This window comes from Vreelandella halophytica (genome assembly GCF_968193635.1).
Window position 1 is genome coordinate 56096 of sequence record NZ_OZ309107.1, and the last position, 24479, is coordinate 80574.

At 61.9% G+C, this 24479-nt stretch carries 17 protein-coding genes, 2 tRNA genes and 1 rRNA gene; 9 read left to right on the top strand and 11 right to left on the bottom strand.

Going from position 1 to position 24479, the window contains the following annotated elements; genetic code table 11:
* Positions 1-29: 29 nt before the first annotated feature.
* The 4 genes from ACWHXT_RS00255 to tkt all read right to left on the bottom strand — a co-directional run bounded on the left by ACWHXT_RS00255 (position 30) and on the right by tkt (position 4226).
* The gene (locus ACWHXT_RS00255; protein WP_447956839.1) at positions 30-1076 is read right to left on the bottom strand and encodes a type I glyceraldehyde-3-phosphate dehydrogenase; all 1047 of its coding nucleotides are present in this window, start codon (positions 1074-1076) and stop codon (positions 30-32) included.
* A 68-nt stretch (positions 1077-1144) separates the two neighbouring features.
* Positions 1145-1867: an LrgB family protein gene (locus ACWHXT_RS00260; protein ID WP_447956840.1), complete on the bottom strand. Its 723-nt coding sequence runs from the start codon at positions 1865-1867 to the stop codon at positions 1145-1147.
* Positions 1857-2210 carry a CidA/LrgA family protein gene (locus ACWHXT_RS00265; RefSeq protein ID WP_447956841.1) on the bottom strand — a complete coding sequence of 118 codons (354 nt, stop codon included), beginning with the start codon at positions 2208-2210 and terminating at the stop codon, positions 1857-1859. Before ACWHXT_RS00265 ends, ACWHXT_RS00260 begins: the two co-directional genes overlap by 11 nt.
* A gap of 27 nt (positions 2211-2237) precedes the next feature.
* Positions 2238-4226 carry a transketolase gene (tkt, locus tag ACWHXT_RS00270; protein WP_447956842.1) on the bottom strand — a complete coding sequence of 663 codons (1989 nt, stop codon included), beginning with the start codon at positions 4224-4226 and terminating at the stop codon, positions 2238-2240.
* Between the two features lie 221 nt (positions 4227-4447).
* Here tkt and metK point away from each other — a divergent pair, with 221 nt between their 5' ends.
* Positions 4448-5668, top strand: a complete 1221-nt coding sequence (metK, locus tag ACWHXT_RS00275; protein ID WP_447956843.1) for a methionine adenosyltransferase — start codon at positions 4448-4450, stop codon at positions 5666-5668.
* 112 nt (positions 5669-5780) lie between these two features.
* Complete coding sequence (gene ligB, locus ACWHXT_RS00280; RefSeq protein WP_447956844.1) at positions 5781-7496, top strand: NAD-dependent DNA ligase LigB; 1716 nt, start codon at positions 5781-5783, stop codon at positions 7494-7496.
* Positions 7497-7503: 7 nt separating this feature from the next.
* Here the strand turns inward: ligB and ACWHXT_RS00285 are convergent, their stop codons facing one another.
* On the bottom strand, positions 7504-8439 hold the full coding sequence (locus ACWHXT_RS00285; RefSeq protein WP_447927583.1) for an AEC family transporter: 936 nt from the start codon (positions 8437-8439) through the stop codon (positions 7504-7506).
* 136 nt (positions 8440-8575) lie between these two features.
* On the opposite strand from ACWHXT_RS00285, the gene metF reads away from it, so the two are divergent.
* The gene (metF, locus tag ACWHXT_RS00290) at positions 8576-9418 is read left to right on the top strand and encodes a methylenetetrahydrofolate reductase [NAD(P)H] (protein WP_447956845.1); all 843 of its coding nucleotides are present in this window, start codon (positions 8576-8578) and stop codon (positions 9416-9418) included.
* Between the two features lie 255 nt (positions 9419-9673).
* Here metF and ACWHXT_RS00295 read toward each other — a convergent pair whose 3' ends face one another.
* From ACWHXT_RS00295 to prlC, 4 genes are all read right to left on the bottom strand, one after another.
* On the bottom strand, positions 9674-11875 hold the full coding sequence (locus ACWHXT_RS00295; protein ID WP_447956846.1) for a TRAP transporter permease: 2202 nt from the start codon (positions 11873-11875) through the stop codon (positions 9674-9676).
* Positions 11876-11964: 89 nt separating this feature from the next.
* Positions 11965-12948, bottom strand: a complete 984-nt coding sequence (locus ACWHXT_RS00300) for a TAXI family TRAP transporter solute-binding subunit (protein WP_447956847.1) — start codon at positions 12946-12948, stop codon at positions 11965-11967.
* 271 nt (positions 12949-13219) lie between these two features.
* The gene (locus ACWHXT_RS00305) at positions 13220-13465 is read right to left on the bottom strand and encodes a YheV family putative zinc ribbon protein (RefSeq protein ID WP_447956848.1); all 246 of its coding nucleotides are present in this window, start codon (positions 13463-13465) and stop codon (positions 13220-13222) included.
* 86 nt (positions 13466-13551) lie between these two features.
* Positions 13552-15600 (bottom strand): oligopeptidase A, encoded by a 2049-nt coding sequence (prlC, locus tag ACWHXT_RS00310; protein ID WP_447956849.1) that lies wholly within the window; start codon positions 15598-15600, stop codon positions 13552-13554.
* A 248-nt stretch (positions 15601-15848) separates the two neighbouring features.
* Between prlC and ACWHXT_RS00315 the strand changes: the two genes are divergently transcribed.
* The 3 genes from ACWHXT_RS00315 to ACWHXT_RS00325 all read left to right on the top strand — a co-directional run bounded on the left by ACWHXT_RS00315 (position 15849) and on the right by ACWHXT_RS00325 (position 18542).
* Positions 15849-17198 carry a sodium-dependent transporter gene (locus ACWHXT_RS00315; RefSeq protein WP_447956850.1) on the top strand — a complete coding sequence of 450 codons (1350 nt, stop codon included), beginning with the start codon at positions 15849-15851 and terminating at the stop codon, positions 17196-17198.
* Between the two features lie 27 nt (positions 17199-17225).
* Positions 17226-17774 carry a gamma carbonic anhydrase family protein gene (locus ACWHXT_RS00320; protein WP_447927589.1) on the top strand — a complete coding sequence of 183 codons (549 nt, stop codon included), beginning with the start codon at positions 17226-17228 and terminating at the stop codon, positions 17772-17774.
* 96 nt (positions 17775-17870) lie between these two features.
* On the top strand, positions 17871-18542 hold the full coding sequence (locus ACWHXT_RS00325) for a metal-dependent hydrolase (RefSeq protein ID WP_447927590.1): 672 nt from the start codon (positions 17871-17873) through the stop codon (positions 18540-18542).
* Here the strand turns inward: ACWHXT_RS00325 and ACWHXT_RS00330 are convergent.
* Together ACWHXT_RS00330 and ACWHXT_RS00335 are read right to left on the bottom strand one after the other, a co-directional pair.
* Positions 18518-19900: a sigma-54-dependent transcriptional regulator gene (locus ACWHXT_RS00330; protein ID WP_447956851.1), complete on the bottom strand. Its 1383-nt coding sequence runs from the start codon at positions 19898-19900 to the stop codon at positions 18518-18520. The two genes, ACWHXT_RS00325 and ACWHXT_RS00330, sit on opposite strands and share 25 nt — an antisense overlap.
* Complete coding sequence (locus ACWHXT_RS00335; protein ID WP_447956852.1) at positions 19893-21809, bottom strand: sensor histidine kinase; 1917 nt, start codon at positions 21807-21809, stop codon at positions 19893-19895. Before ACWHXT_RS00335 ends, ACWHXT_RS00330 begins: the two co-directional genes overlap by 8 nt.
* Before the next feature lie 697 nt (positions 21810-22506).
* Here ACWHXT_RS00335 and ACWHXT_RS00340 point away from each other — a divergent pair.
* The 3 genes from ACWHXT_RS00340 (at position 22507) to ACWHXT_RS00350 (ending at position 24382) form a co-directional block, all read left to right on the top strand.
* Positions 22507-24039 (top strand): 16S ribosomal RNA (locus ACWHXT_RS00340).
* An 86-nt stretch (positions 24040-24125) separates the two neighbouring features.
* Positions 24126-24202 (top strand) — tRNA-Ile (locus tag ACWHXT_RS00345).
* Positions 24203-24306: 104 nt separating this feature from the next.
* A tRNA-Ala gene (locus ACWHXT_RS00350) sits at positions 24307-24382 on the top strand.
* The last annotated feature ends 97 nt before the right edge of the window (positions 24383-24479 follow it).

A 24479-nucleotide genomic window follows, 5' to 3' on the forward strand; every position in this document is an offset into this window, starting at 1 on the left:
CGGCTTCCTTGTGGTTGGGCGGTGACGCGTCATGGTTTCGAGCGCGCGGAGGCGGTCAAAGCGGCCAGGCGCTGGCTGATGTCCAGCATACGATTGGCAAAGCCCCACTCGTTATCGAACCAGCAGAGTAGCTTGACCAGGCGCTTGCCGGCCACGCGGGTCTGGGTGGCATCCAGAATGCCCGAGTGCGGGTCGTGATTGAAGTCTATCGACGCCATCGGTGCCTCGGTATAACCCAGCACTCCGGCCAGGCGCGTTTTGGCGGCCTGGCCCAGCAGCGCGTTGACCTCGCAAGCGTCGGTATCGCGGCGCACGGTGAGCGAGGCGTCCATGGCGGAAACGTTAATCGTCGGCACGCGCACGTGCAAGCACTCGAAACGTCCGGCAAAGCGCGGCATCAATCGGCTGATACCCACGGCCAGGCCCGTGTCCACGGGCACGATGGAGTGCATCGCCGAGCGTGTCAGGCGAAGATCGGTCTGGTGGTAGGCATCGATCACCGGCTGGTCGTTCATGGCCGAGTGGATGGTCGTGGTGACGCCGTGCTCGAGGCCCAGCGCCTCATCCAGCACGGTCAAAAGCGGCACCAGACAGTTGGTCGTACACGAGGCCGCCGACAGAATGCGCTGCTCGAGCGAAAGCGAATCCTCGTTGATGCCCCATACGATGGTGGCATCCACGTCCGACTCCGCCGGCTGGGAGAAAAGCAGCCGCTTCGCGCCGGCTTCGATATGTTTTTCGGCGGTGGCGCGGTCCTTGAAACTGCCCGAGCACTCCAGCACCAGGTCGATGCCAAGCGAGCGCCAAGGCAGCTTCGCCGGGTCGGGCTCGTTGAGTATCTGGATGCGCTGGCCACCGACGATGAGCGCTTCGCCGTCGTTTTCCACCTCGCCTGGAAAGCGCCCGTGGGTGGTGTCGAACCGGGTGAGGTAGGTGATCGTTGCCAGGTCCGAGCGCTCGTTGATCGCCACGACCTCGAGCTCCGGGGGGCCGCGCTCGATCAGTGCACGCAAAAAGCACTGACCGATACGGCCGTACCCGTTGATGGCGATGCGGTATGTCCTGGAATCGGCCATGGCGTGGCGGCTCTTCAAAAAAACGGTGGGGCCGTAGCGGCCGTAAACGCTTGGGATAATAGCGTATTTTAAGCCCCGGCTCCTACCAGCTGCCAGGCAAACGGCAGTAAAAGCGCGGTAAAAATGCCCGTCAGGCTCATGCCTAGCGAGGCGAAGGCGCCGGCCGCCGGGCTTATGTCGAAGGCCCGTACGGTGCCGATGGCGTGACCGTTGAGCCCTAACGCAAAGCCGATCAGTCGGTCGTCGTCGATCTTCAAAAGCCTTGCGGCGGCGGCGGTACAGGCCGCCGTGGTCACGCCGGTGACCAGCAGTGCCCCCAGCATCAGCGCGACCGACCCGCCGATCTCCTCGGTAATACCGATTGCGATGGGCGCGGTCACCGATTTGGCCGCCAACGACGACAAAAGCGCCGGCGGCACGCCCAGTAGCCAGGCGATCCCCAGCGCGTAGCAAACGGCCAGGCTAGCGGCCAGGGGTAAACAGACCAGAAGCGGGCGCCAGAGCGCGCGAATGTGGGGGAGCTGTTGGTGAAGCGGTAAGCCCAGCGCCACGGTGGCGGGGCCGAGCAAAAGCGTTAGCCACGTCGCCCCTTCCCGGTAAACCTCGTAGGGCAGGCCGATCAAGGCGAGGGTGGCCGCCAGTAAAAGCGCGGCGATCAGCACCGCCGGTAGCCAGGCGGGTCGCTTCAAGCGGATAAACAGGGCGTTGGCCAAAAGATACGCCGCCAGCGTCAACGCAACGGCAAAAAGCGGCGTGGCGGACAGCGTTTCGAGCAAACCGTTAGCGGGCACGGGGGGTGTCCATCAGGCGTTTGAGAAGCCAAAGTGTGGTGACGACGCTCAAAAGCGTGCCCACCACTAACGCAAACAAAATGGCCAGCCACTGACCGCCCAGCTCGTCGAGGATAAAAAACACCCCGACGACGCCGGGCATGATCAACATGGCCAACATCGCGATGAGCGGCTGGGCCGCCGCGGCAAGCGGTGCGGGCACGCGGCGCAGCACGATCAGCGTGGCGGTCAGCGCAAGCATTCCTACCACGCCGGAAGAGACGGGGAGGCCGGTGAAATGAATCACCGCCTCCCCGATCAGGTAGTAGCCAATCAGCCACAAGAAACCGGTTAACGCAGGCATTGTGGCCTATGACCTATTCGTTTCGATTTAACCCAACAGCTCATTGGCTTGGGTGACGACGTTTTCGACGGTGAAGCCGAAGTGCTTGAACAGATCGCCTGCCGGCGCGGACTCACCGAAGGTGGTCATGCCGATTACCCGGCCATCCAGACCCACGTACTTGTACCAGTAATCGGCGTGGGCCGCCTCGATGGCGATACGCTTGGTTACCGCCTTGGGTAGCACGCTCTCCTTGTACTCGGCGTCCTGACCGTCGAAACGGTAGGTCGAAGGCATCGAGACCACGCGAACGGCGCGCCCCTGGCCTTCGAGCTCGGCGGCGGCGTCCATGGCCAGACCCACTTCCGAGCCGGTGGCGATCAAAATCAGCTCCGGGGTGGCCTCGGAGTCCTTCAGGACGTAGCCACCGCGCTGAATGGCGGCCAGCTGCGCTTTGGTGCGCGCCTGGTGGGGCAGGTTCTGGCGCGACAGCACCAGCGCCGTGGGCCCGGAGCGGCGTTTGAGCGCCGCATCCCAGGACGCCATGGTCTCGACGGCGTCACACGGGCGCCAGGTCGAAAGGTTCGGCGTGGTGCGAAGGCTTGTGAGCTGCTCGACCGGCTGGTGGGTCGGGCCATCTTCGCCAAGGCCAATGGAGTCGTGGGTGAACACGTAGATCGCGTGATTACCGATGAGCGAGGCCATCCGCACGGCGTTGCGCATGTACTCCATGAAGATCAGGAAGGTCGCGCCGTAAGGCACGAAGCCGCCATGCAGGGCAAGGCCGTTCATCACCGCGCCCATACCGAACTCGCGCACACCATAATGCAGGTAGCTGCCATTCGGGTCTTCCGCGGTGATCGCTTTGGTGCCTTCCCAGAAGGTCAGGTTAGAAGGCGCCAGGTCGGCGCTGCCGCCCAGAAGCTCCGGCATCTGCGGGCCAATCGCGTTGAGTGCCAAAAGCGAGGCCTTGCGCGTCGGGATGCTTTCGCCTTTTTCCTGGGCCTTTTCGATCAGCGCCTCGGTGCCAAGCTCTGCAGGCAGCTCGCCCTTCATGCGACGCTTAAACTCGCGGGCGAGCTCCGGATGGGCATCGGCGTAACGGGCAAAGCGCTCGTTCCAGGCTTCTTGCTGCTTTTTACCCTCTTGGCGAGCATCCCAGGCCGAGTAGATCGGCTCGGGCACATGAAACGGCGCGTGCGCCCAGTCAAGCTGTTTGCGCGCTGCGGCGATTTCTTCATCACCCAGCGGGGCGCCGTGGGCGTCTTCTTTACCCTGCTTGTTGGGCGCGCCGAAGCCGATAATGGTCTTGCAGATGATCAGGCTCGGCTTATCGCTTTGCTTGGCAAGCTCGATGGCCGCCTTGATCTCGTCTGGCTTGTGGCCGTCGACGTTGGGCACCACGTGCCAGCCGTAGGCCTCGAAGCGCTTGGCGGTGTCGTCGGTGAACCAGCCCTCGACCTCGCCATCGATGGAGATACCGTTGTCGTCATAAAGCGCGATCAGCTTGCCCAGCTGCTGGGTGCCGGCAAGCGATGCCGCCTCGTGGGAAATGCCTTCCATCAGGCAGCCATCGCCCAAAAAGCACCAGGTGTGGTGATCGACCACGGTGTGGCCGGGGCGGTTGAATTGCGCCGCCAGGGTCTTTTCGGCAATCGCAAAGCCGACCGCGTTGGCAAAGCCCTGACCGAGCGGGCCGGTGGTGGTTTCGATACCCGGCGCGTAGCCGAACTCCGGATGGCCCGCGGTGGGCGAGTGGAGCTGGCGAAACGCCTGCAGGTGCTCGAGGCTTACATCGTAGCCGGTGAGGTGTAAAAGCGAGTAGAGCAGCATCGAGCCGTGCCCGTTGGAGAGCACGAACCGGTCGCGGTCGGCCCATTTCGGGTCTTCGGGGTTGTGCTTGAGGTAGTCATTCCACAGCACCTCGGCGATGTCCGCCATTCCCATGGGGGCGCCAGGATGGCCGGACTTGGCCTTCTGGACGGCATCCATGGAAAGGGCGCGAATGGCGTTGGCCAGCTCAAAACGGGACGGCATGGGGGGCTCCTCGCCTAAACGAAAACGGTAAAAGCGTTATTGTCGCTGACTTCCCCGGCATCGGCAAATTAAAGGCGCGCGTTATGGGAAGACGGAGCCCTTGCGTGTAAACTTTACCGTTTAAGGCGGCATCGCCGCTTTATGACTCTGGCAGGGTGCCTCCTGCCATGATTTTCCTGATGCTGTCAGCTGGCAGCCGTCGTACGAGGGCCGAGCGCGTAATGAGCGAATATTCCCTGTTTACCTCCGAATCCGTTTCCGAGGGGCACCCCGATAAAATTGCCGACCAGATTTCCGACGCGGTGCTGGATGCGATCATCGCCCGGGACAAGCAGGCGCGCGTGGCCTGCGAAACCCTGGTGAAAACCGGCGTGGCGATCATCGCCGGCGAGATCACGACCTCCGCCTGGGTCGATCTCGAAACCCTGGTGCGCGATGTGATCACCGAGATCGGCTATACCTCTTCACAAGTGGGCTTCGACGGTGCCACCTGCGGCGTGGTGAATCTGATCGGTAAGCAGAGTGTGGAGATCGCCCAGGGCGTGGATCGCACCAAGCCCGAAGATCAGGGCGCCGGCGACCAGGGCCTGATGTTTGGCTACGCCACCAACGAAACCGACTCCTACATGCCGGCGCCGATTCACTATTCGCACCGCCTTGTAGAGCGCCAGGCCGAGCTTCGTAAAAACGGCATGCTGCCCTGGCTTCGCCCGGACGCCAAAAGCCAGGTGACCTTCCGCTACGACGCCAAAGGCCAGCCCTGCGGCGTGGATGCCGTGGTGCTCTCGACCCAGCACGACCCGGAGATCGCCCAGGAAGACCTGCGCCGCATGGTTCAGCGCGAAATCATCGAAGAAGTGCTGCCCGCCGAATGGCTAGATGAGAATACTCAGTACCACATCAACCCGACGGGCAAGTTCGTCATTGGCGGCCCGGTGGGCGACTGCGGCTTGACCGGGCGCAAGATCATCGTCGACACCTACGGCGGCATGGCCCGCCACGGCGGCGGCGCGTTCTCGGGCAAGGACCCGTCGAAAGTGGACCGCAGTGCCGCCTACGCCGGGCGCTACGTGGCCAAGAACGTAGTCGCCGCGGGCCTGGCCGACAAGTGTGAAATCCAGGTGTCCTACGCCATCGGCGTGGCCGAGCCGACCTCGGTCGCCATCGACACTTTCGGCACCGGTAAGCTCGACGACGCGCGCATCGTCGAGCTGGTGCGCGAGCACTTCGACCTGCGTCCCTACGCGATTACCAAAATGCTCGATCTGCTGCACCCGATGTATCAGCTCACCGCGGCCTACGGCCACTTCGGCCGCGAGCCCTTCGAGCACAGCTACCAGTGGGTCGACGACAAGGGCGAGACGCGCACTGAAACCTTCACGGCGTTCCCCTGGGAGAAGATCGACAAGGCCGACGCACTGCGCCGCGCCGCCGGGCTTTAAGTCGAACGCTGGCTAGACAACGCCCCCGGTTACCCCGGGGGCGTTTTTTTGTGGGCGAACGCGTCGTTTTAGCCTAGGCTTGGCTATGAATAGTTAGGCTCGGGGCAGAATAATGAACGTCAAACGACCCAGACACGCCCACGCGCGAACCGCGTATTATCTGATCGCCGCCCTCGGGATGGCGCTCTGGACGCTGCTTTGGCCGCTCGCGGCAAAAGCCGATGCCTGCCCCCCCTGGCCCGAGGCGCAGCTGGCGCTGGAAACCCAGGCGCTCGCCGAGCAAGTCGCACTGTGGGATTTGAGCTACCACGCCGAGGGCGTTGGCCTGGTGAGCGACACGCTTTACGACCAAGCCGTCGCGCGGTTGGGCGAGTGGCAGCGGTGCCTGGGGCAAACGCCGACGCATCGCCCGCTCGAAGGCGTAGTGCGCACCACCTCGACCCGGCATCACCCGGCGGCCCAGACCGGGCTTGAAAAAGCCGACGAAGATGGCGTGCGCCGTTTTACCACTCGGCGGGAAAACCTTTGGATTCAGCCCAAGGTGGACGGCGTGGCGGTGACGCTGCGCTACGCGCAGGGCACGCTGGTCGAGGCGGTGAGCCGCGGAGACGGCGAACGCGGCCAGGACTGGATCGCACGGGCGCAAAGAATCGACACCGTACCCAACGAACTCCCGCAAGCCATCGATGCCATCTTCCAGGGCGAGCTCTACTGGCGCCTGGAGGATCACGTTCAGTCCCAGGCGCCGGACAGCGGCGCGCGAGGCCTGGTGGCCGACGCCATGGCCCAGCGCAGTCCAAACGTAGAGACGCTTAATCGCATTGGTCTGTTCGTCTGGGATTGGCCGGATGGGCCCACCGACATGGCCGCGCGGCTGGAAGCGCTTGCATCGCTTGGCTTCGATACCGGTGCCTACACCCATCATCTCGACGCCGAACACGACGCCGCCTACTGGCGCGATGTCTGGTTCAATGCGCCGCTGCCCTTTGCCACCGACGGCGTGGTGATCAAGCAGGCCGAGCGGCCCGGGGTGCAGAGCTGGTCCTCATCGCCCCCTGAGTGGGCCATTGCCTGGAAATACCCGCCGTCCCAGGCGTTGGCCATGGTGCGCGGGGTAGAGTTTCGCGTGGGCCGCACCGGGCGGGTCACGCCGCTTTTATGGCTCGACCCGGTCATGCTCGACGGCCGACGCATCAGCCGGGTATCGCTTGGCTCGCTGGATCGCTGGGAACAATGGGACGTGCGCCCCGGCGATCAGGTCGCCGTCGAGCTTGCCGGGCTGACCATTCCCCAGGTAAGCGAGGTGGTCTGGCACACCCGCGAGCGCGGCGAGCTCACCCCACCCGCACCCGAGCAGTATCACCTTTTAAGCTGCTTTACGTTGACGCCGGATTGTCAGGATCAGTTGCTGGCGCGGCTGACCTATTTGGGCGAGCAACTGGGCATGAACGGCGTTGGCGAAGGTACCTGGCGCGCACTGCTGGACGCGGGCCAGGTGGACGGTCTTTTGGCCTGGCAGCGGCTGGGCCATGAGGAGTTAACCCGCGTTTCCGGCATTGGCACGGCTCGCGCCGAGGCGTTGATGGGGGCGTTCGGTCAGGCCCGGCGCGCCTCCTTCGAAGCCTGGTTGACCGCGCTGGGCATGCCGCCCGGCGGCGATGCGCGCCTGGGTGACTGGGAGGCGCTGCGCGCGCTAAGCGCGGATGAGTGGCAAGCACGGCCCGGGGTGGGCCCGGTACGCGGCGAGGCGCTGGCCGCGTTTTTCAGCCACCCGGAGGTGACCCGCATGGTCACGCAGCTAAGAGCCTACCGGGTAGCGGGCTTCTAGGCTGACGCTAACCCAGGCCGGTGATCGAGAGCATCGCCCCCAGGTAAAGCGGGATCAAAAGCGGTGCCAGCAGCGTACTCACCAGTACCGCCAATGCCCCTTTCTGGGGCTGAATCCCGAGCTCCATGGCGACCACCACGACGTTGGAAGCCATAGGCACTACGCTCAAGAGCAAAAGCGCCAAGCCAAGCTCCAAAGAAATCGGGGTGAGCGCGCCAAGCGCCAGCACGATGACGAGCATCAATACCGGCCAAAGCACATAGCGAAGCCCCAAACAGGCCAGGATGAAGCGCGTATCCCAGGCGGCAAGCTTTACCTGGCTTAGCGTCATGCCGATGATCATCATGCCTAGTAGCGTAAACGTGGCGGGAAACACCGCCAGCGACTCCATGACCGGCGCGGGGAGCGCCACCGATAGCGCGCTCAGCAAAAGCGCCGAGGCAAACGCGTAGAGCAGCGGCAGCCGGCTGATCTTGGTAAGGCTCTGGCGCACCGTAAACTGCCCCCGGGCGCTTAGATAAAAGCCCACGGTGAACTCGTAGAGATTGATTCCCAGCATGCAGAAAAGATAAAGCGTGACGCCTTCCGGGGGGAGCAGCACCAGGGCGATGGGGAGGCCGAAGTAGCCGGTGTTGCCGGTGCCCGAGGAGAACGCCAAAAGCGCGCCTTCGTGGGGGCCGAGGTAGCGCCGGCCGACGCGGTTGACCAGTAGCGCAATAGTGCTGGTCAGGATAAAAAGCGCAAGCGTCAGCCCCAGGTAATCGATAGTGGGCTCGCCGTTCATGAGCGCTCTAAAAATGGTCAGCGGCGCGATCACATAGACCAGCAGCGTGGCAATGGGCTGCGGGTTTACCTGCAAGCGCCGCGCGGCGATAAAGCCCAGCGCGACAAATCCCAACAGTGTGAGCAAGGGGCCCATCAGCGTGGCCGAGGATAAATCCATGGTGTCGTCCCAATGAAATCAGCGGTGAGTATGAATCAGATTAAAGTAAAACCGTGGAATCTTTCATTAGCCGCGGCCCGGCCAAGCGGCGACAATGGCTACACTATCACCTTTTAAGCCCACCGCGAGGCCCGCCATGAGCCGCCAGGAACATCCGTTAGGTATCAGTTTCGAGTTCTTTCCGCCCAGCACCGATGCCGGGCGCGAGAAGCTGATTCATGTGCGCGATGAGCTGGCCGCCATCAACCCACGCTTTTTCTCGGTGACCTACGGCGCCGGCGGCTCCACCCAAGCCCGCACCCGGGATATCGTTCGCCGAGTGAGCGAAACCGGCATCACCACCGCGCCGCACCTGTCGTGTATCGGCAGCGAAAAGGCGCAGCTACGCGATCTTCTCGCCCAGTACCAAGAAGAGGGCGTGAATAGCCTGGTGGCGCTGCGCGGCGATCTGCCCTCGGGCATGGCGAGCATCGGTGAGCTGCGCTACGCCAACGAGCTGGTCGAGTTCATCCGCGCGGAGACCGGCGATCATTTCGAAATCGCCGTGGCCGCCTATCCGGAATCTCATCCACAGGCCGTCAATCTGGAGCGGGATGTGGATAACTTTGCGCGCAAGATGCAGGCCGGCGCCAACATGGCGATCACCCAGTACTTCTTCACCGCGGACGCTTACTTCCACTTCGTCGAGCGCGTCCGGGCTCGCGGCATCACGGCGCCGATCATTCCCGGCATCATGCCGATCACCAATTACACCAAGCTTGCGCGCTTTTCGGATGCCTGCGGCGCAGAGATCCCCCGCTGGATGCGCAAACAGCTCGAGTCTTACGGAGACGACAGCGACGCGATTGGCGAATTCGGTACCGAGGTGATCAGCCGGCTTTGCCAGCGCCTGCTCGAAGGCGGCGCCCCGGGCCTGCACTTTTACACGCTGAACCAGTCCGCCCCGGTTTTGAAAGTGGTGAATAACCTTGCCGGGTGATGAGTAAACAACTCGTTTTTGCACCGCTACCTGACGCAGTCTCGAGTAATCCGTAGCGGGCGTTTTTCGCCAGGGCTGAAAATAGCTCCTGCATTTTCGGCATTCCCGCCATCCCTGGCGGTCAGATGGCGAAAGTAGCGTACAAGGATGTATTCATAGCGGCCCGCGTAGGATTGCTCGAGGCTGCTTAGCACAAGCCCATAAAAAACGCCCGCTCAAGTCACCTTGAGCGGGCGTTTGTATTTTACACGATCCCTACGACGAGGGGCTGGGCGAGGGCGTGTTGGCGTACTGCTTGCGCTGCATCACAAACAGTGCCGCGCCGATGGCCAGGCCCGCCACGTCGGTGTAGATACCGCCGTAGATCATGAAGATCGCCCCCACCAGCATCACCACCCGCTGGAGGGTGTTCACCGGCCCGAAGAACCACTTCTGCACCATGCCCGAAAGCAGCACGATGCCCAGCGTCGCGGTCACGCCCACGCGCAGAATCTGCATCGCGGAGCCTTCCATCAGCATTGCCGGGCTGTAGAAGAACATGAACGGCACGATGAACGCTGCAAGACCTATCTTGAACGAGGCCACGGAGGTGCCCATCGGGTTATCCCCGGAGATGCCTGCTGCCGCATAAGAAGCCAACGCCACCGGCGGGGTGATCGCCGAGACCACCGCGAAGTAGAACACGAAAAAGTGCGCCACCAGCGGCTGGATGCCGATGTTGATGAGCCCTGGGGCGACCACCGAGGCCGCGACCGCGTAGGCGGCGGTGGTCGGCATACCCATACCCAGCAAAATGCTGATCAGCATGGCGAACACCAGCGCCAGTAGCTGGCTCACACCGGCCAGGCCCAGCAGCAGCGAGGAGAAACGCGCGCCGACGCCGGTCAGCGAGATCACGCCCACGATCAAACCGGCGCAGGCGCACACGGCGATGATCTGGATCGACATGGTGCCGGCCAGTTGAAGCGCTTTCAGAATGGCCCGGGGGCCCATCTTGTTCGGCGAGATCCAGCTCACCACCGCCGCCGAGGCGGTGGCCAGCGTGCCCGCGCGAATCACCGAGTAGCCCATGAAGAGTGCCACGATCAGGATGATGATCGGCGCAAAGAGATACACCTGCTTGACCAGCCGCGAGAACAGCGGAATCTCGTCCTTGCGCATACCGCGCATGCCCTTGCGCGCGGCCTCGAAGTCGACCATGAAGTAGATCGAGGCGAAGTAGAGCACCGCCGGAATGATCGCGGCGATGGCGATTTCGGTATAGGGGATACCGGTGACTTCCGCCATGATGAACGCGCCGGCGCCCATGATCGGCGGCATGATTTGCCCGCCAGTGGAGGCTGCCGCCTCGATGGCGCCGGCACTGCGCGCCGGGTAGCCGACCTTCTTCATCAGTGGAATGGTCAGCGAGCCCGTCGAGACCACGTTACCCGCCGACGTACCGTTGATCATACCCATCAAGCCCGAGGCGAAGATCGACACCTTGGCCGGGCCGCCGCGGGCGCGCCCGGCGGCGGCGAAGGCGAAGTTCACGAAGTAGTCGCCGACCTTGGAAGCCTGCAAAAACGCCGCGAAGATGATGAACAAAATAATGTAGGTCGACGAGACCGCGGTGGTCGGGCCTAGAATGCCCGCGTCGGTGTAGACCTGGCTGAAAAAGCGCTGCACCGAGAGGCCCGGGTAGCCCAGAAAGCCCGGTAGATAAGGGCCGGCGAACACGTACCCCAAAAAGATCACCGAGATCACCACAAGCGCCAGCCCCGCCACGCGCCGGGTCAGCTCCAAAATCAACAGCGAGCCGGCAATCGCCGCCCAGGAAATACCGATGGGCGCGAAAGAGGTGCCGGTGGAGGCGCGCATGGGCGTGTTGTACATCAACAGCAGATAGCCCGCGCTTGCCAGCGCGCACACCATCAGCACCAGGTCGGCAGGGCTGAAGCGGTGGCGGGCCTGACGGAAAAACCAGGAGAGCGCGATGGCCGCGGCGGTGGTCGCCATGAGCGGGTAGCCGAAGTGCCAGTTCTCCACGCCCGGGTCGATGCGCATCGCGCCGCCGGCCAGGGTCTGTTGCATCAAAAAGACCTGCACCAGGCTATAGGCCGCCGGGATCAATAGCGCGACGCTGACCGCTTTGAGCCAGGCGGGGGAGGCCTCGGCGTCGGTCTCGGCAAAGCGGGCGCCGGCAAACAGGGTGTAGCCCAAAATCAGGGCACCGGCGATGTGAATGATTCGAAACGACCAGGTTTCGATCGGGTACACGTTTAGCGAAAACAGATGAAAGCCCGAGTAGGCGATGGCGAGGCCGGCAAACAACAAAAACTGCCAGCCGGTGAATAGGCGCCGATTGGCCTCAACGGCCTCCTCATCCACGCCGTCGGCGATCGTGGCGGTCGAGGCAGACGTCGCATGACCTTCATCCGGGTCGTTTAGGGAAGTGGGGTCGGACTTGTGACTCATTAGAGGTCACCCTCACAGCAAGACAGAAAAGGGAAAAGAAAAACGGCCCCGCCCGGCGCAACCGGTCGGGGCCGTGGAGCCGTACTGGCTTACTTGATCATGTCTTCGTCGATCTCATAACCGTTCTCTTCGAACCAGCGTGCCGCACCCGGGTGGAAGGGCAACACGGTGTTGTGCACGATGTTTTCCGGGATGGTGGTTTCGGCGCTTCTATGGATCGAGCGCATGCGGTCATTGTTCTCCATGGTGACCTTGGTGACTTCATAGATGAAGTCTTCCGGCAGGTCGCAGGCCGCCATGGCGAAGTTCCACATCGACACCACGTGGGAGTCCTCGTCCAGGGTGGAGTAGGTGCTGGCGGGAATATCGAACTCCGCGACCGGGTAGTTTTCGAGCACGGTGGCGCGCTCTTCGTCGCTAAACGAGATGATGTTGACGTCGGTCTGCACCTCGAGCTGGCTCACCGCCGGAATCGGAATACCCGCGGCGAAGGCGATGACGTCCAAAAGGCCATCCTGGAGCTGGCCGCCGAGGTCCGACCAGCCGCCGTTACGGCGATCAAAATTCACGCCCAGGGTTTCGAGCATCGCCGGAAAGTAGGTGTCCGAGGTCGAGGCGGCGGGGCCAAAGCCGATGCGCGCGCCGTCGGGGATGTCCGAAATCGATTCGATACCGGAGCTTGAAAGCGCAGTGATGGAAAACGGCGTTTCATACATGGGGAACAGCGCGCAGACGTTATCCATCTGAAGGCCCGGCGCCAGCGGGCTCTCGCCGTTCACCGCATCGGCAGCCGGCCCCATGGTGGTCAGGCCAAACGCCATGTCGCCGCTGTGTACCAGCGCCAGGTTCTGGGTCGGGCCGCCGGTTACTTCGCCCCCGCCGGAAAGCCCGAGCTCGTCGGCAATGAAGTTGGCCCAGCCGGAGCCGTAGACGAAGTAGGTGCCGCCCTGGCTTGCGGTGCCGACGGTAAAGTTCTCCGGCCATTCGCTGCGGTCAGCGTGGGCGCTGCCGGCGGCCGCGACGAGGGCGCCGCTGGCGAGAAACAGGACGGTTTTAGGCATGAGTTGGCGCATGGCGATGTTTCCTAAGCTGTTATTGAAATGAGGAGCGGACAGCGGGGTCGCGCATCAGGTCAGACAGCTTAATTAGAGCGATTGCCGTGCCAATCCTGCTCTGCCGTATAACTATCAATTAGTTATGAAAAAGGCCTGCCACTTTGGTAGAAAACCGGCAGACCTTATTTGGCTGGAAGTCCGCACACGGGTGCGGTTTTGGTGTGTGAAAAACCACACAGATTTCAGCGTCGAACCGTCGAAAGCGCACGGCCATGGACGCGCGGGCCGGTCAGGGTTTGTTTTTGGGGTCGAGAATCCTCACTGGCTGTACGTCCTGGTTTTTCTGGTCGTCGCGCACCTGGTTGACCCGGGTGGTGAGCTCCGCGCCGTTTTCGTCCTCGATGGGTAACTGTTCGAAAAAATCGCAGCTGACGCACTCCCGATAGCGGATGCCGTTCTGCTCCCAGGCGCGGATGCGATCCATGGCCGCGCAGCGCGGGCATATCACGCCGGCAATAAAGCGTTTTACACTCACATGAAGGCTCCCGAGCGCAGCGGCGGCCGCGCTCTGTTCGTTGATAGGTGGCGCCGCCTGGTGACGCGGGCGGCGCTAAAAAAGGTTTAGGCGGCGCGGATGCCGCTATGGCGTAAAAGCGGCTCGACGCTTGGCTCGCGACCGCGAAACGCCTGGAACAGCTCGGCGGCATCCACCGCGCCGCCCTTCTCGAGAATCTCCTCGCGAAAGCGGGCGCCGGTGGCCGGGTCGAAAATACCCGCTTCCTCGAACGCGCTCCAGGCATCCGCCGAGAGCACTTCTGCCCACTTGTAGCTGTAGTAGCCCGCCGCGTAGCCGCCGGCGAATATATGGCTAAAGCTATTCTGGAAGCGGTTGAAGTCCACCGTGGGCACCACCGAGGTTTGCTGACGCACCTCGTTTAGCAGTGCCTGAACGTCGTCGGCCCCGGGCGCTTCGAGCTCAAAGTGCAGGCGCAGATCAAAAAGCGAGAACTCGATCTGGCGCATCATGCCCATCGCGGACTGGAAATTTTTGGCCGCCAGCAGGCGCTCGAACAGCGCCTGGGGCAGGGGTTCGCCGGTATCCACGTGGCGTGCGAGCAGATCGAGGCCTTCGCGCTCCCAGCAGTAGTTCTCCATGAACTGGCTGGGCAGTTCCACCGCGTCCCAGGCCACCCCATTGATGCCGGAGATATCGGCAATCGCTTGGCGTGTGAGCATGTGGTGAAGGCCGTGGCCGAACTCGTGAAACAGCGTGGTGACTTCGTCGTGGGTCAAAAGCGCGGGCTTGTCCCCCACCGGCGCCGTGAAGTTGCAGGTCAAAAACGCGATCGGCAACTGCAGGCCGTTGACGGTTTCGCGACGAACGCTGCAGTCGGCCATCCAGGCACCGCCCCGTTTGCCTTCCCGGGCGTACAGGTCAAGATAGAAGCCGGCAATCGGCGCGCCGTTTTCCATCAGACGGTAAAACCGCACGTCCGGGTGGTAGCGGGGCGCATCCACGTCCTCTTCCACCTGAAGGTTATACAGGCGCTCCAGCACTTGAAACAGCCCGTTGACCACGTGGGGGGCGGGAAAATAGGGGCGCAACTGCTCCTGATTGATCGCGTAGCGCGCTTCGCGAAGTTTCTCGCTTGCGTAGGCCACATCCCAGGGCTTGAGCGTATCGATACCCAGCTCGTCGCGAGCGTAGCGGCTCAGCTCGTCGAACTCTTCGTCGGCCTGGGGCTTGGCGCGGTTTGCCAGGTCGTTCAAAAACGCTTGCACCTGGTTGGGCGAGTCGGCCATTTTAGTGGCCAGCGACAAGTCGGCGTAGGTATCGAAGCCCAGCAGGTGGGCAAGTTCCTGGCGAAGGGCCAGAATCTCTTCCATCAGCGCGGCGTTGTCGAAGGTGCCCGCGTTGGGGCCCTGGTCGGAGGCGCGGGTCACGAAGGCGGTGTAGACCTCTTCTCTGAGCGCGCGGCTGTCGGCGTAGCTGATCACGGGGAAGAAGCTTGGAAAGTCGAGCGTGATCCGGTAACCCTCGACACCTTTCGCCTCGGCGGCGGCTTTTAGCGTTTCCCGAGCGCTTTCGGGCACACCGGCGAGCGCCTCAATGCTTTCGATGTCCTTGTGCCAGGCCTGGGTGGCGTCCAGCACGTTGTTGGAGTACTGGTTGGAAAGGCTCGACAGGCGCGCCTGGATCTCGCCGTAGCGGGCTTTTTGATCCGCGGGCAGGTCGACGCCAGCCAGGCGGAAATCGCGCAGGGCGTTATCCACGGTGCGCTGTTGCCCGCTATCGAGATTCGACCAGACCGGCTCCTGCTTTAGCGCTTGCCAGGCGTGAAAAAGCCCTTCGTGCTGGCCGACCCAGGTACCGAAGGCAGAGAGCTTCTCGATACAGGCTTCATAGGCTTCGCGCAGTTCCGGCGAGTTCATGGTGGCGTTGAGCTGGCTCACCGGTGACCATGCTTTGGAGAGGCGGTCGTTGACCTCTTCGAGCGGTGCGGCAAAGTTGTCCCAGGTGGGCGCTTGAGTACCGGCCTGGGCGACGCGGCGGTCAATGGCTTCGCGGCTTTCGCTCAATAGCGCATCGAGGGCCGGAACGACGTGCTCGGCACGGATATCGGCGAAAGGGGGAAGCTCGTGTGTCTCAAGCAGGGGATTGCGGGACATAGACACCTCGTTGAAGATTGAATAGCGCGGGAGCGCAGCAATAAAAAACGCGCAGCAATAAAGACTCAGCAATAAAGACAGAGTGCGGGCGAAGCCCCGCGCTTTCAATGACAGCGGTGATATTTGGCCGGGCCGCCAATGGGCGGCCAATGCATGCCACGGTCGAGCCAACGCCGGGATAATTGGTCTTTGGGTGGGCGCCTGCTAGGCTTGCCGGCTTTCAATACCGCCATGAGTAGGGAAAGGGAATGAACGAGACGTTAGAGCGCTGGGGGTCCAGGCGCGCCTTTATCCTCGCGATGACCGGGGCGGCCGTCGGGCTTGGCAATATATGGCGCTTTCCGTATATCGCCGGTGAAAACGGCGGGGCGGCGTTTTTACTGCTCTATATCGCCTTCGTGCTGCTTTTGGGCATTCCGGTGATGATGGCGGAAATTCTGATCGGCCGCGCCGGGCGGCAAAGCCCCATGCGCTCGCTGGGGGCGCTGGCCGCCGCCGCCGGGGCCAGCACGCGCTGGCGCTTTTTGGGGCTTTTCGGCGCGCTGACCGTGTTCTGCATCCTGTCGTTCTATTCGGTGGTGTCGGGGTGGTCCATCGAGTTTCTGGTCGCCTCGATCAACGGCAGCTTTTATCAGCAAAGCCCCCAGGCGATCGGGGAGAGATTCGACGCCTTTTTGGCCAACCCCGGGCTTTTGGTGTTCAACCATTCGCTGTTTTTGTTCATGACCATGACGGTTGCCGCCGCCGGGGTGGCCAAAGGGCTGGAGCGGCTCAATAACCTTTTGATGCCGATTCTCTACGTGCTGCTGCTGGTGCTGGCGGGCTACGGCGCGACCACCGATGGCTTCAATGAGGCGCTGGCGTGGCTCTTTTTGCCCTCTTTAGAGGTGCTCAACTGGACGGTGGTGTTTCACGCCATGGGCCACGCCTTCTTTACCCTGGCGGTGGGCGCCTGCGCGCTGATGGCTTACGGGGCCTACATGCCCGAGAAGCAAAGCCTGACGAAGGCGGCCTTTGCGGTGGCCGTGCTCGATATCAGCGTGGCGCTTTTGTCCGGTATCGCGATCTTCTCCGTCGTCTTCGCCCAAGGGCTCGACCCGGCCCAGGGCCCGGGGCTGATGTTCGTCACACTGCCCATCGCGTTCTCCGAGCTGCCCTTTGGCAGCATTTGGCTCAGCGGCTTTTTCCTGCTGCTGCTACTGGCGACCTGGACCTCGGCGATCAACCTGGCCGAGCCCATGATCGCCACGCTCACCGGTTTTGGCTGGCGGCGAAGCATAAGTACCGCCTTGGTCGCGGCAAGCGTGTGGCTTTTGGGCGTACTGGCGGCGCTTTCTTTCTCGACACTTGGCGAATTCCGCCCGCTCTGGGGGCGCAACGTGTTCGAGCTTCTAAGCTCGATTCCACCGGATATCTTTCTACCGTTGGGCGGTCTTTTGATCGCGTCTTTTGCCGCCTGGGTATTGCCCGAATCGCTGGGCAGCCAGGCGCTGGGCGGGGGCAGTCGTGGCTACCGGCTGTGGCGTGCTACGCTTCGCTTCGTATCGATTCCGTTAACGCTGGTGGTTTTGATCGGCGGCGTGCTGTCGTTGGCTTGAGCCCGCAGGACATGTAAAGGAGACAACATGAGCAAGGCGTTGAGAGCGTTCAAGGAGTATTTCCCAAAGCTTGGCGAGCGGGTGTTCATCGACCCGGCGAGTGTGGTGATCGGTGATGTCGTCCTGGGGGACGACTGTTCGGTCTGGCCGATGACGGTGATTCGCGGTGACATGCACCAGATTCGCCTTGGTGCCCGGGTCAGCGTTCAGGACGGAAGCGTCTTGCATATCACCCACTCAAGCGACTTCAACCCCGAGGGTTTTCCGCTCACCGTGGGCGACGACGTCACCATTGGCCACAAGGCGCTGCTGCACGGCGCAACGCTTGGCAATCGCATTCTGGTCGGTATGGGCGCGATCGTTATGGACGGCGTGGTGGTCGAAGATGAGGTGATCATCGCCGCGGGGGCCGTGGTCACGCCGGGCAAGGTGCTGAAAAGCGGCTACGTCTACGCGGGCAGCCCGGCGAGTGCGCTGCGTCCGCTCAAGGAGAAAGAGCGCGAGTTCTTTACCTATACCGCGGGCAACTACGTGAAGCTCAAGGATCAGTTTTTGGCCGAACCGAACCCTGATTAACGCTAAACGGTTGGCCTGACACTCTTTTTTCTATCCTGATCGTGTCGCGGCAGTCTATAATCTGTTAATTTATACAGTTTTATAGGGTGCCGCGTTATGGCTAATTTTCGCACGCACATCACCGTGGCAGCAGCGGGCGGCACGCTGTTGGCGTTTGCGGGCTATCACGCCCAGTGGTGGTCGCCCTCGCAGGCGCTTTTAATGGTCGTGCTGGTGGCCTTCGGCGGTATCTTGCCGGATATCGACGCCGACCGTTCGCACTCCATCCGTTTGATTTTCAACCTGCTTTCGGTGCCCTCGCTGGTGCTTGGCGTGCTGCTGCTGCAACCCTATCTGAGCCCTGGTGCGCTGCTCGTTGCCTGCGGCGGGATCTACTTCGGCGTGCGCTACCTGGCGAGTTTGCTGTTCTCCAGACTGACGGTGCATCGAGGTATTTGGCATTCGCTGATGGCGGCGGCGCTCTGCTCGTCAGCGACCGCGGCGCTGAGTTACCACGTACTGCTTCAGCCGCCCTGGAATGCCTGGTCCCACGGGGCGGGGGTGCTGCTCGGCTTTCTGATTCACCTGGGGCTCGACGAGCTTTTCAGCGTCGACCTGGAAGGCGCGCGGCTAAAGCGCTCCTTTGGTACGGCGTTGAAGCTGGGCGACAGCCGCCGCCCGGTGTCGAATCTTTTGATGCTGATTGCGCTCATGACGCTGATTCCCTGGGTGCCGCCCTGGAACGTGCTGGGCCAGCTTTTGCATCAGGGGTCGCTACTGTGGCGATAGTCTTCGGCGCTCAGGCCGTGCTTTTTCAGCTTGTCGTAGAAGGTTTTGCGCGGCAGCCCCAGGTGGCTGCATACGTCGGTCACCCGGCCGTGGTGGCGGGCCAGCGACTGGCTGATCAGGCTTTTTTCGAAAAGCTCGACTTGGCGGGAGAGCGTGGGCTCCTGGGGGCTGGCCGCTTCACCGGCAAGCAGTACGTCCAGCCGGTAGTCGAAGGCCGCCCCCAGCAGCACGTAGCGCTCGGCCAGGTTTCTAAGCTCGCGCACGTTGCCCGGCCAGTCGTGGGCCAGTAGCGTGGCCACAGCGTGGTTGTCCAGCGTCGGCGCTTCCAGCCCGCTGCGGTTGGCGGCCACCACGGCAAAGTGCTGAAACAGTAGGGGAATGTCCTCGCGGCGTTCGCGCAGGGCGGGCAGCGGCAGGGTCACGACATTGAGCCGGTAGTAGAGGTCTTCGCGAAAGCGGCCTTCGTCGGCGGCGGCCTTGAGGTCCACCTTGGTCGCGGCGATCACGCGAATATCCAGCCCGACCGTCTCGTTGGCGCCCAGTCGCTCGACGCTGCGCTCCTGCAGCACGCGTAAAAGCTTCACCTGGAGCGCCGGCGGCATGGATTCGATCTCATCCAAAAACACCGTGCCGCCGTTGGCGTGCTCGAACTTGCCGATGCGCCGCTCTACCGCGCCGGTAAAGGCGCCTTTCTCGTGACCGAACAGTTCGGACTCGATGGTGTGCTCGGGCACCGCGCCGCAGTTGATCGCCATGAAGGGGTTGTTGCGCCGGGCGCTGCGCTCGTGGATCGCTCGGGCGACCAGGTCCTTGCCCGTACCGGTTTCCCCGAACAGCAGTACGTCGGCTTCTACCTGGCTTATGCGCTGAATCATGGCGGCCAGGCGCGAAATCACCGGTGTGCGCCCAACGAGTCGCGGGCCGAGCGCGGCCTGCTGCGCCTCGAGCTCCGCCTTCAAGCGGGTGTTCTCGAGGCTGAGCTGGCGCTTTTCGGTCCCGCGGCGCACCACGTCGAGCAGCTGCTCGCCGGCAAAGGGTTTTTCCAGAAAGTCCCAGGCCCCGGCGCGCATCGCTTCCACGGCGGTCGAGATATCGCCGTGGCCGGTAATCAGAATGATCGGTAGCGTCGGGTCGCGCCGTTTGAGTTCGTGCAAAAGCGTCATGCCGTCCATGCCCGGCATGCGAATGTCGCTGACGATGACCCCGGGAAAGTGGTCGGGCAGGGCGGCCAGTGCCTGTTCGGCGGATTCGAAGCAGTGCGGCGTGTAGCCCGCCAGCTCCAGGGTTTGGCTGGCGGTAATGCGCAGGTGCGGCTCGTCGTCGATCACCATGACGGGCAGGGTTGTCGGCTCATGCATGATGGCTCTCCAGCGGCGGGGCGTCTTTGGAGGCGGGCGGCCCGCCAACGGCAAGTGTCACGGTAAATCGCGCGCCCTGGGGCGTGTTGGCCACGCCAAGCGTGCCGCCAAGATCCACCATGATGCGCGATGAAATCGAAAGCCCCAGGCCCAAACCGTTGCCCGGCGCCTTGGTGGTGAAAAAGGGCTCGAAGATCTGAGCCAGATGCGCCTCTTCGATGCCGGGGCCGTTATCTTCAACGTGGATATGCACGCGATCCTCTTCTCTCTGGGCACTCAGCGTTAACGTGGGCGCCGCATCGCTTCGTGAGGTGTGGGTCTTCATGGCTTGTAGGGCGTTACCGATCAGATTGACTAATACCTGCTCCAAACGCACCAGGTCGCCGGTCACCCAGAGAGTGTCCTGGGGCATTCGCTCGATCACTTCGACGTTGCCTTCGCGCAGGCGGCTTTGAAACAGGCGCAGTGCGTAGTGAATACACGCCTGTACGGCAATGCTTTCGTGACGTTCGCTGCTCTTGCGTGAAAACTGGCGAAGCTGGGCGCTGATATCGGCCATGCGTTCGGTCAGTTCGACGATTTGGGCCAGGTTGGCGTCGGCCTGCTCAGTGCGAGCTAGTTCGATAAAGCGACGGGCGTTTTCGGCGTAGGCGCGAATCGCCGCCAGCGGCTGGTTGAGCTCGTGATTGATGCCCGCCGCCAGCTGTCCCAGCACGGCAAGCTTGGCGGCCTGCACCAGCTCGTCCTGAGTTTGGCGCAGGTTGGCTTCGGCGCGCAGGCGCTCGTCGATCTCGCTCGATAAACGCTGGTTGCTGGCGACCAGGTCGCGGGTTCGCCGGGCAACGCTGACTTCCAGCTCGTCACGTACTCGCGCCAGGGTCTGGCGCTCGCGCTCGGCAAACGCTTCCCGCTCCCGGCGCAGTCGGCGGCGCTGCCAGCCGATCCCGCCCCCTAGTATCAGCAGGCCATAAAGCCCGCCAGCCATTAAGGCGGCGACCCATTGGGCACTCACCACCGGCGTCAGCGGTTTGAGAATATGCATCTGCCAGCCAAACTCCACCACCGAGCGGGTCAGACTCAGGTAGCGCCCTTCGGCAAGCGGCCCGGACTCGAAGCTAACCAAACGGCTCTCGACGTCATCGCCGGCCTCCACCACGATGCCGGAATAACTCAAAGGCTCCATGGCGTAACGGCGGGTGCGCCTCAAGGTTTCGCGCTGTTCTGCGCTTAGCGGGTGCAGAGCGCTCATGCGAAGCTCGGGGCGGCTGGCCATGAAGATGATGTCGTCGCTGTCGGTTACCAGTAGTTCGGCGTCCTGCTCGGCCCAGCTCTGTTCGACTTCATCGAGCAGTACCTTGACGACCATCACGCCGTCCGGCGTGGCGTTTGGATCGGTCTCGTCCAGCCATACCGGGGCCGAGAAGAAGTAGCCACGCTCCTGGGACTGGGTGCCCAAACCGTAAAAGCGCCCCTGCTGGCCGGCAATGGCCTGGCGGTAGTAGCTTCTAAATGCGTAGTTGTGGCCAATAAACGTATTGGGGCGGTGCCAGTTGCTGGCCGCGATGGTCGTGCCCGCCCGGTCCAGCAGGTAGACATCCGAGACCCCGGTGGTGAAGCGAAACCGGTCCAGCAAAATATTGAGCGCCATGGCATTCTGGCTCTGCGGCGATGCCAGAAAGCGCCGCACGGCTTCGCGGGTGGCAAGCATCGGCGGCAGGTAGTCAAAGCGCAGTAAATAGCCGTTGAGGTTCGCCGCCGACAGGCGTAGCTCGTTTTCGGCATCTTCCGCGAGCTCGCCAAGCGCGCGCTCTCGGGCAAAACTGGCGGCCTGCCACATGCTGAAGGCAAGCCCCAGCGTAAGCGCAAGCCCCCATAGCAGGCGCCAGTAGCGTGGCCGCGGCGCACTCATGGCGAAACACTGCTTATATATAGCGCAGTGCTCGGGGCGCGATGATCTACCGGCGGGATGCTCCCTTGAGCCATCATGGCTTTAAGGGGCGCGGGCGCACCGGCTAGACGCGGGTAATAAAGGGGCGGGTAGGTCATCGGGCTCGCCTGCGGTATCGATAGGCCAAGGGTATGGAGTTTGCCGGTGACGCTCAACAGTTTAACCCCGTCTACGGCTAAAGGGGGTGAAGGGCGCCCAACGCGGTCATGAGCGCGTTTTTGATACCATTTTAAAAAGCGCTTGCACTCGAGCCTTCGAGGCCGTAAAGTACGCATCCGCTGCCGGGGACGCAAGGCGTTGCCAGCGGTGAATGAGAGTGAAAACTCTCGGTTTGTCAGGAAGTTAGCGGTTTTTGTTCGCTCGCTTCACTCGCCAAAATAGGCGGTTGACAAATTCAAGGATGAGCGTAGAATACGCCTTCCTCGCTACGGCAACCGGCTCAGGTCATCGAGTCAAGTATTAGTCGAAGCGAAACCGCTCTTTAACAATTTGATCAGGTAATTCATGTGGGCGTTTGCCGATGAGGGTGACAAGTCACCAAATATCAAGGCAAGCGCACAAGAAGAATTTTCGAATTCTTCAAATTCGTTTGAACCTTGAGCTAGGATTGATTCGCCTCTGTTGCTTTCGAGCAACAGGCAAGAATCACAATGATTTTAAACTGAAGAGTTTGATCATGGCTCAGATTGAACGCTGGCGGCAGGCTTAACACATGCAAGTCGAGCGGTAACAGGTCCAGCTTGCTGGACGCTGACGAGCGGCGGACGGGTGAGTAATGCATAGGAATCTACCCGGTAGTGGGGGATAACCTGGGGAAACCCAGGCTAATACCGCATACGTCCTACGGGAGAAAGGGGGCTTCGGCTCCCGCTATCGGATGAGCCTATGTCGGATTAGCTGGTTGGTGAGGTAACGGCTCACCAAGGCAACGATCCGTAGCTGGTCTGAGAGGATGATCAGCCACATCGGGACTGAGACACGGCCCGAACTCCTACGGGAGGCAGCAGTGGGGAATATTGGACAATGGGCGCAAGCCTGATCCAGCCATGCCGCGTGTGTGAAGAAGGCTTTCGGGTTGTAAAGCACTTTCAGCGAGGAAGAACGCCTGGCGGTTAATACCCGCCAGGGAAGACATCACTCGCAGAAGAAGCACCGGCTAACTCCGTGCCAGCAGCCGCGGTAATACGGAGGGTGCAAGCGTTAATCGGAATTACTGGGCGTAAAGCGCGCGTAGGTGGCATGACAAGCCGGTTGTGAAAGCCCCGGGCTCAACCTGGGAACGGCATCCGGAACTGTCACGCTAGAGTGCAGGAGAGGAAGGTGGAATTCCCGGTGTAGCGGTGAAATGCGTAGAGATCGGGAGGAATACCAGTGGCGAAGGCGGCCTTCTGGACTGACACTGACACTGAGGTGCGAAAGCGTGGGTAGCAAACAGGATTAGATACCCTGGTAGTCCACGCCGTAAACGATGTCGACCAGCCGTTGGGTGCCTTGTGCACTTTGTGGCGAAGTTAACGCGATAAGTCGACCGCCTGGGGAGTACGGCCGCAAGGTTAAAACTCAAATGAATTGACGGGGGCCCGCACAAGCGGTGGAGCATGTGGTTTAATTCGATGCAACGCGAAGAACCTTACCTACCCTTGACATCCTGCGAACCCGGAAGAGATTCCGGGGTGCCTTCGGGAACGCAGAGACAGGTGCTGCATGGCTGTCGTCAGCTCGTGTTGTGAAATGTTGGGTTAAGTCCCGTAACGAGCGCAACCCTTGTCCCTATTTGCCAGCACGTAATGGTGGGAACTCTAGGGAGACTGCCGGTGACAAACCGGAGGAAGGTGGGGACGACGTCAAGTCATCATGGCCCTTACGGGTAGGGCTACACACGTGCTACAATGGCCGGTACAAAGGGCTGCGAACTCGCGAGAGTAAGCGAATCCCGGAAAGCCGGTCTCAGTCCGGATCGGAGTCTGCAACTCGACTCCGTGAAGTCGGAATCGCTAGTAATCGTGGATCAGAATGCCACGGTGAATACGTTCCCGGGCCTTGTACACACCGCCCGTCACACCATGGGAGTGGACTGCACCAGAAGTGGTTAGCCTAACTTTGGAGGGCGATCACCACGGTGTGGTTCATGACTGGGGTGAAGTCGTAACAAGGTAGCCGTAGGGGAACCTGCGGCTGGATCACCTCCTTAAACGATGCGTCATCCTCCCGGCAAGCGCTCACAATGAATTACCTGATCAAGTGATAGAGCAAACGGTTGATGCACGATCCCCTCTTGGGTCTGTAGCTCAGTTGGTTAGAGCGCACCCCTGATAAGGGTGAGGTCGGCAGTTCGAGTCTGCCCAGACCCACCAAATTTCATCCATCGCTGCGTTATTTCATGACTCGCATAGAAGGCTATGCTTCGCCATGAAATGCCTTGTGCTGAATGAAATTCCGAGAGGCAAGTGCCAATAATGGGGCCATAGCTCAGCTGGGAGAGCGCCTGCCTTGCACGCAGGAGGTCAGCGGTTCGATCCCGCTTGGCTCCACCATTATCTCCGCTACCGTTTGTTTGTTTCGTGACCATTGATAAGTCGCACGTTGTACGTCGCCTTATCACTGTTCATTGAACAGTCGCTCTTTAACAAT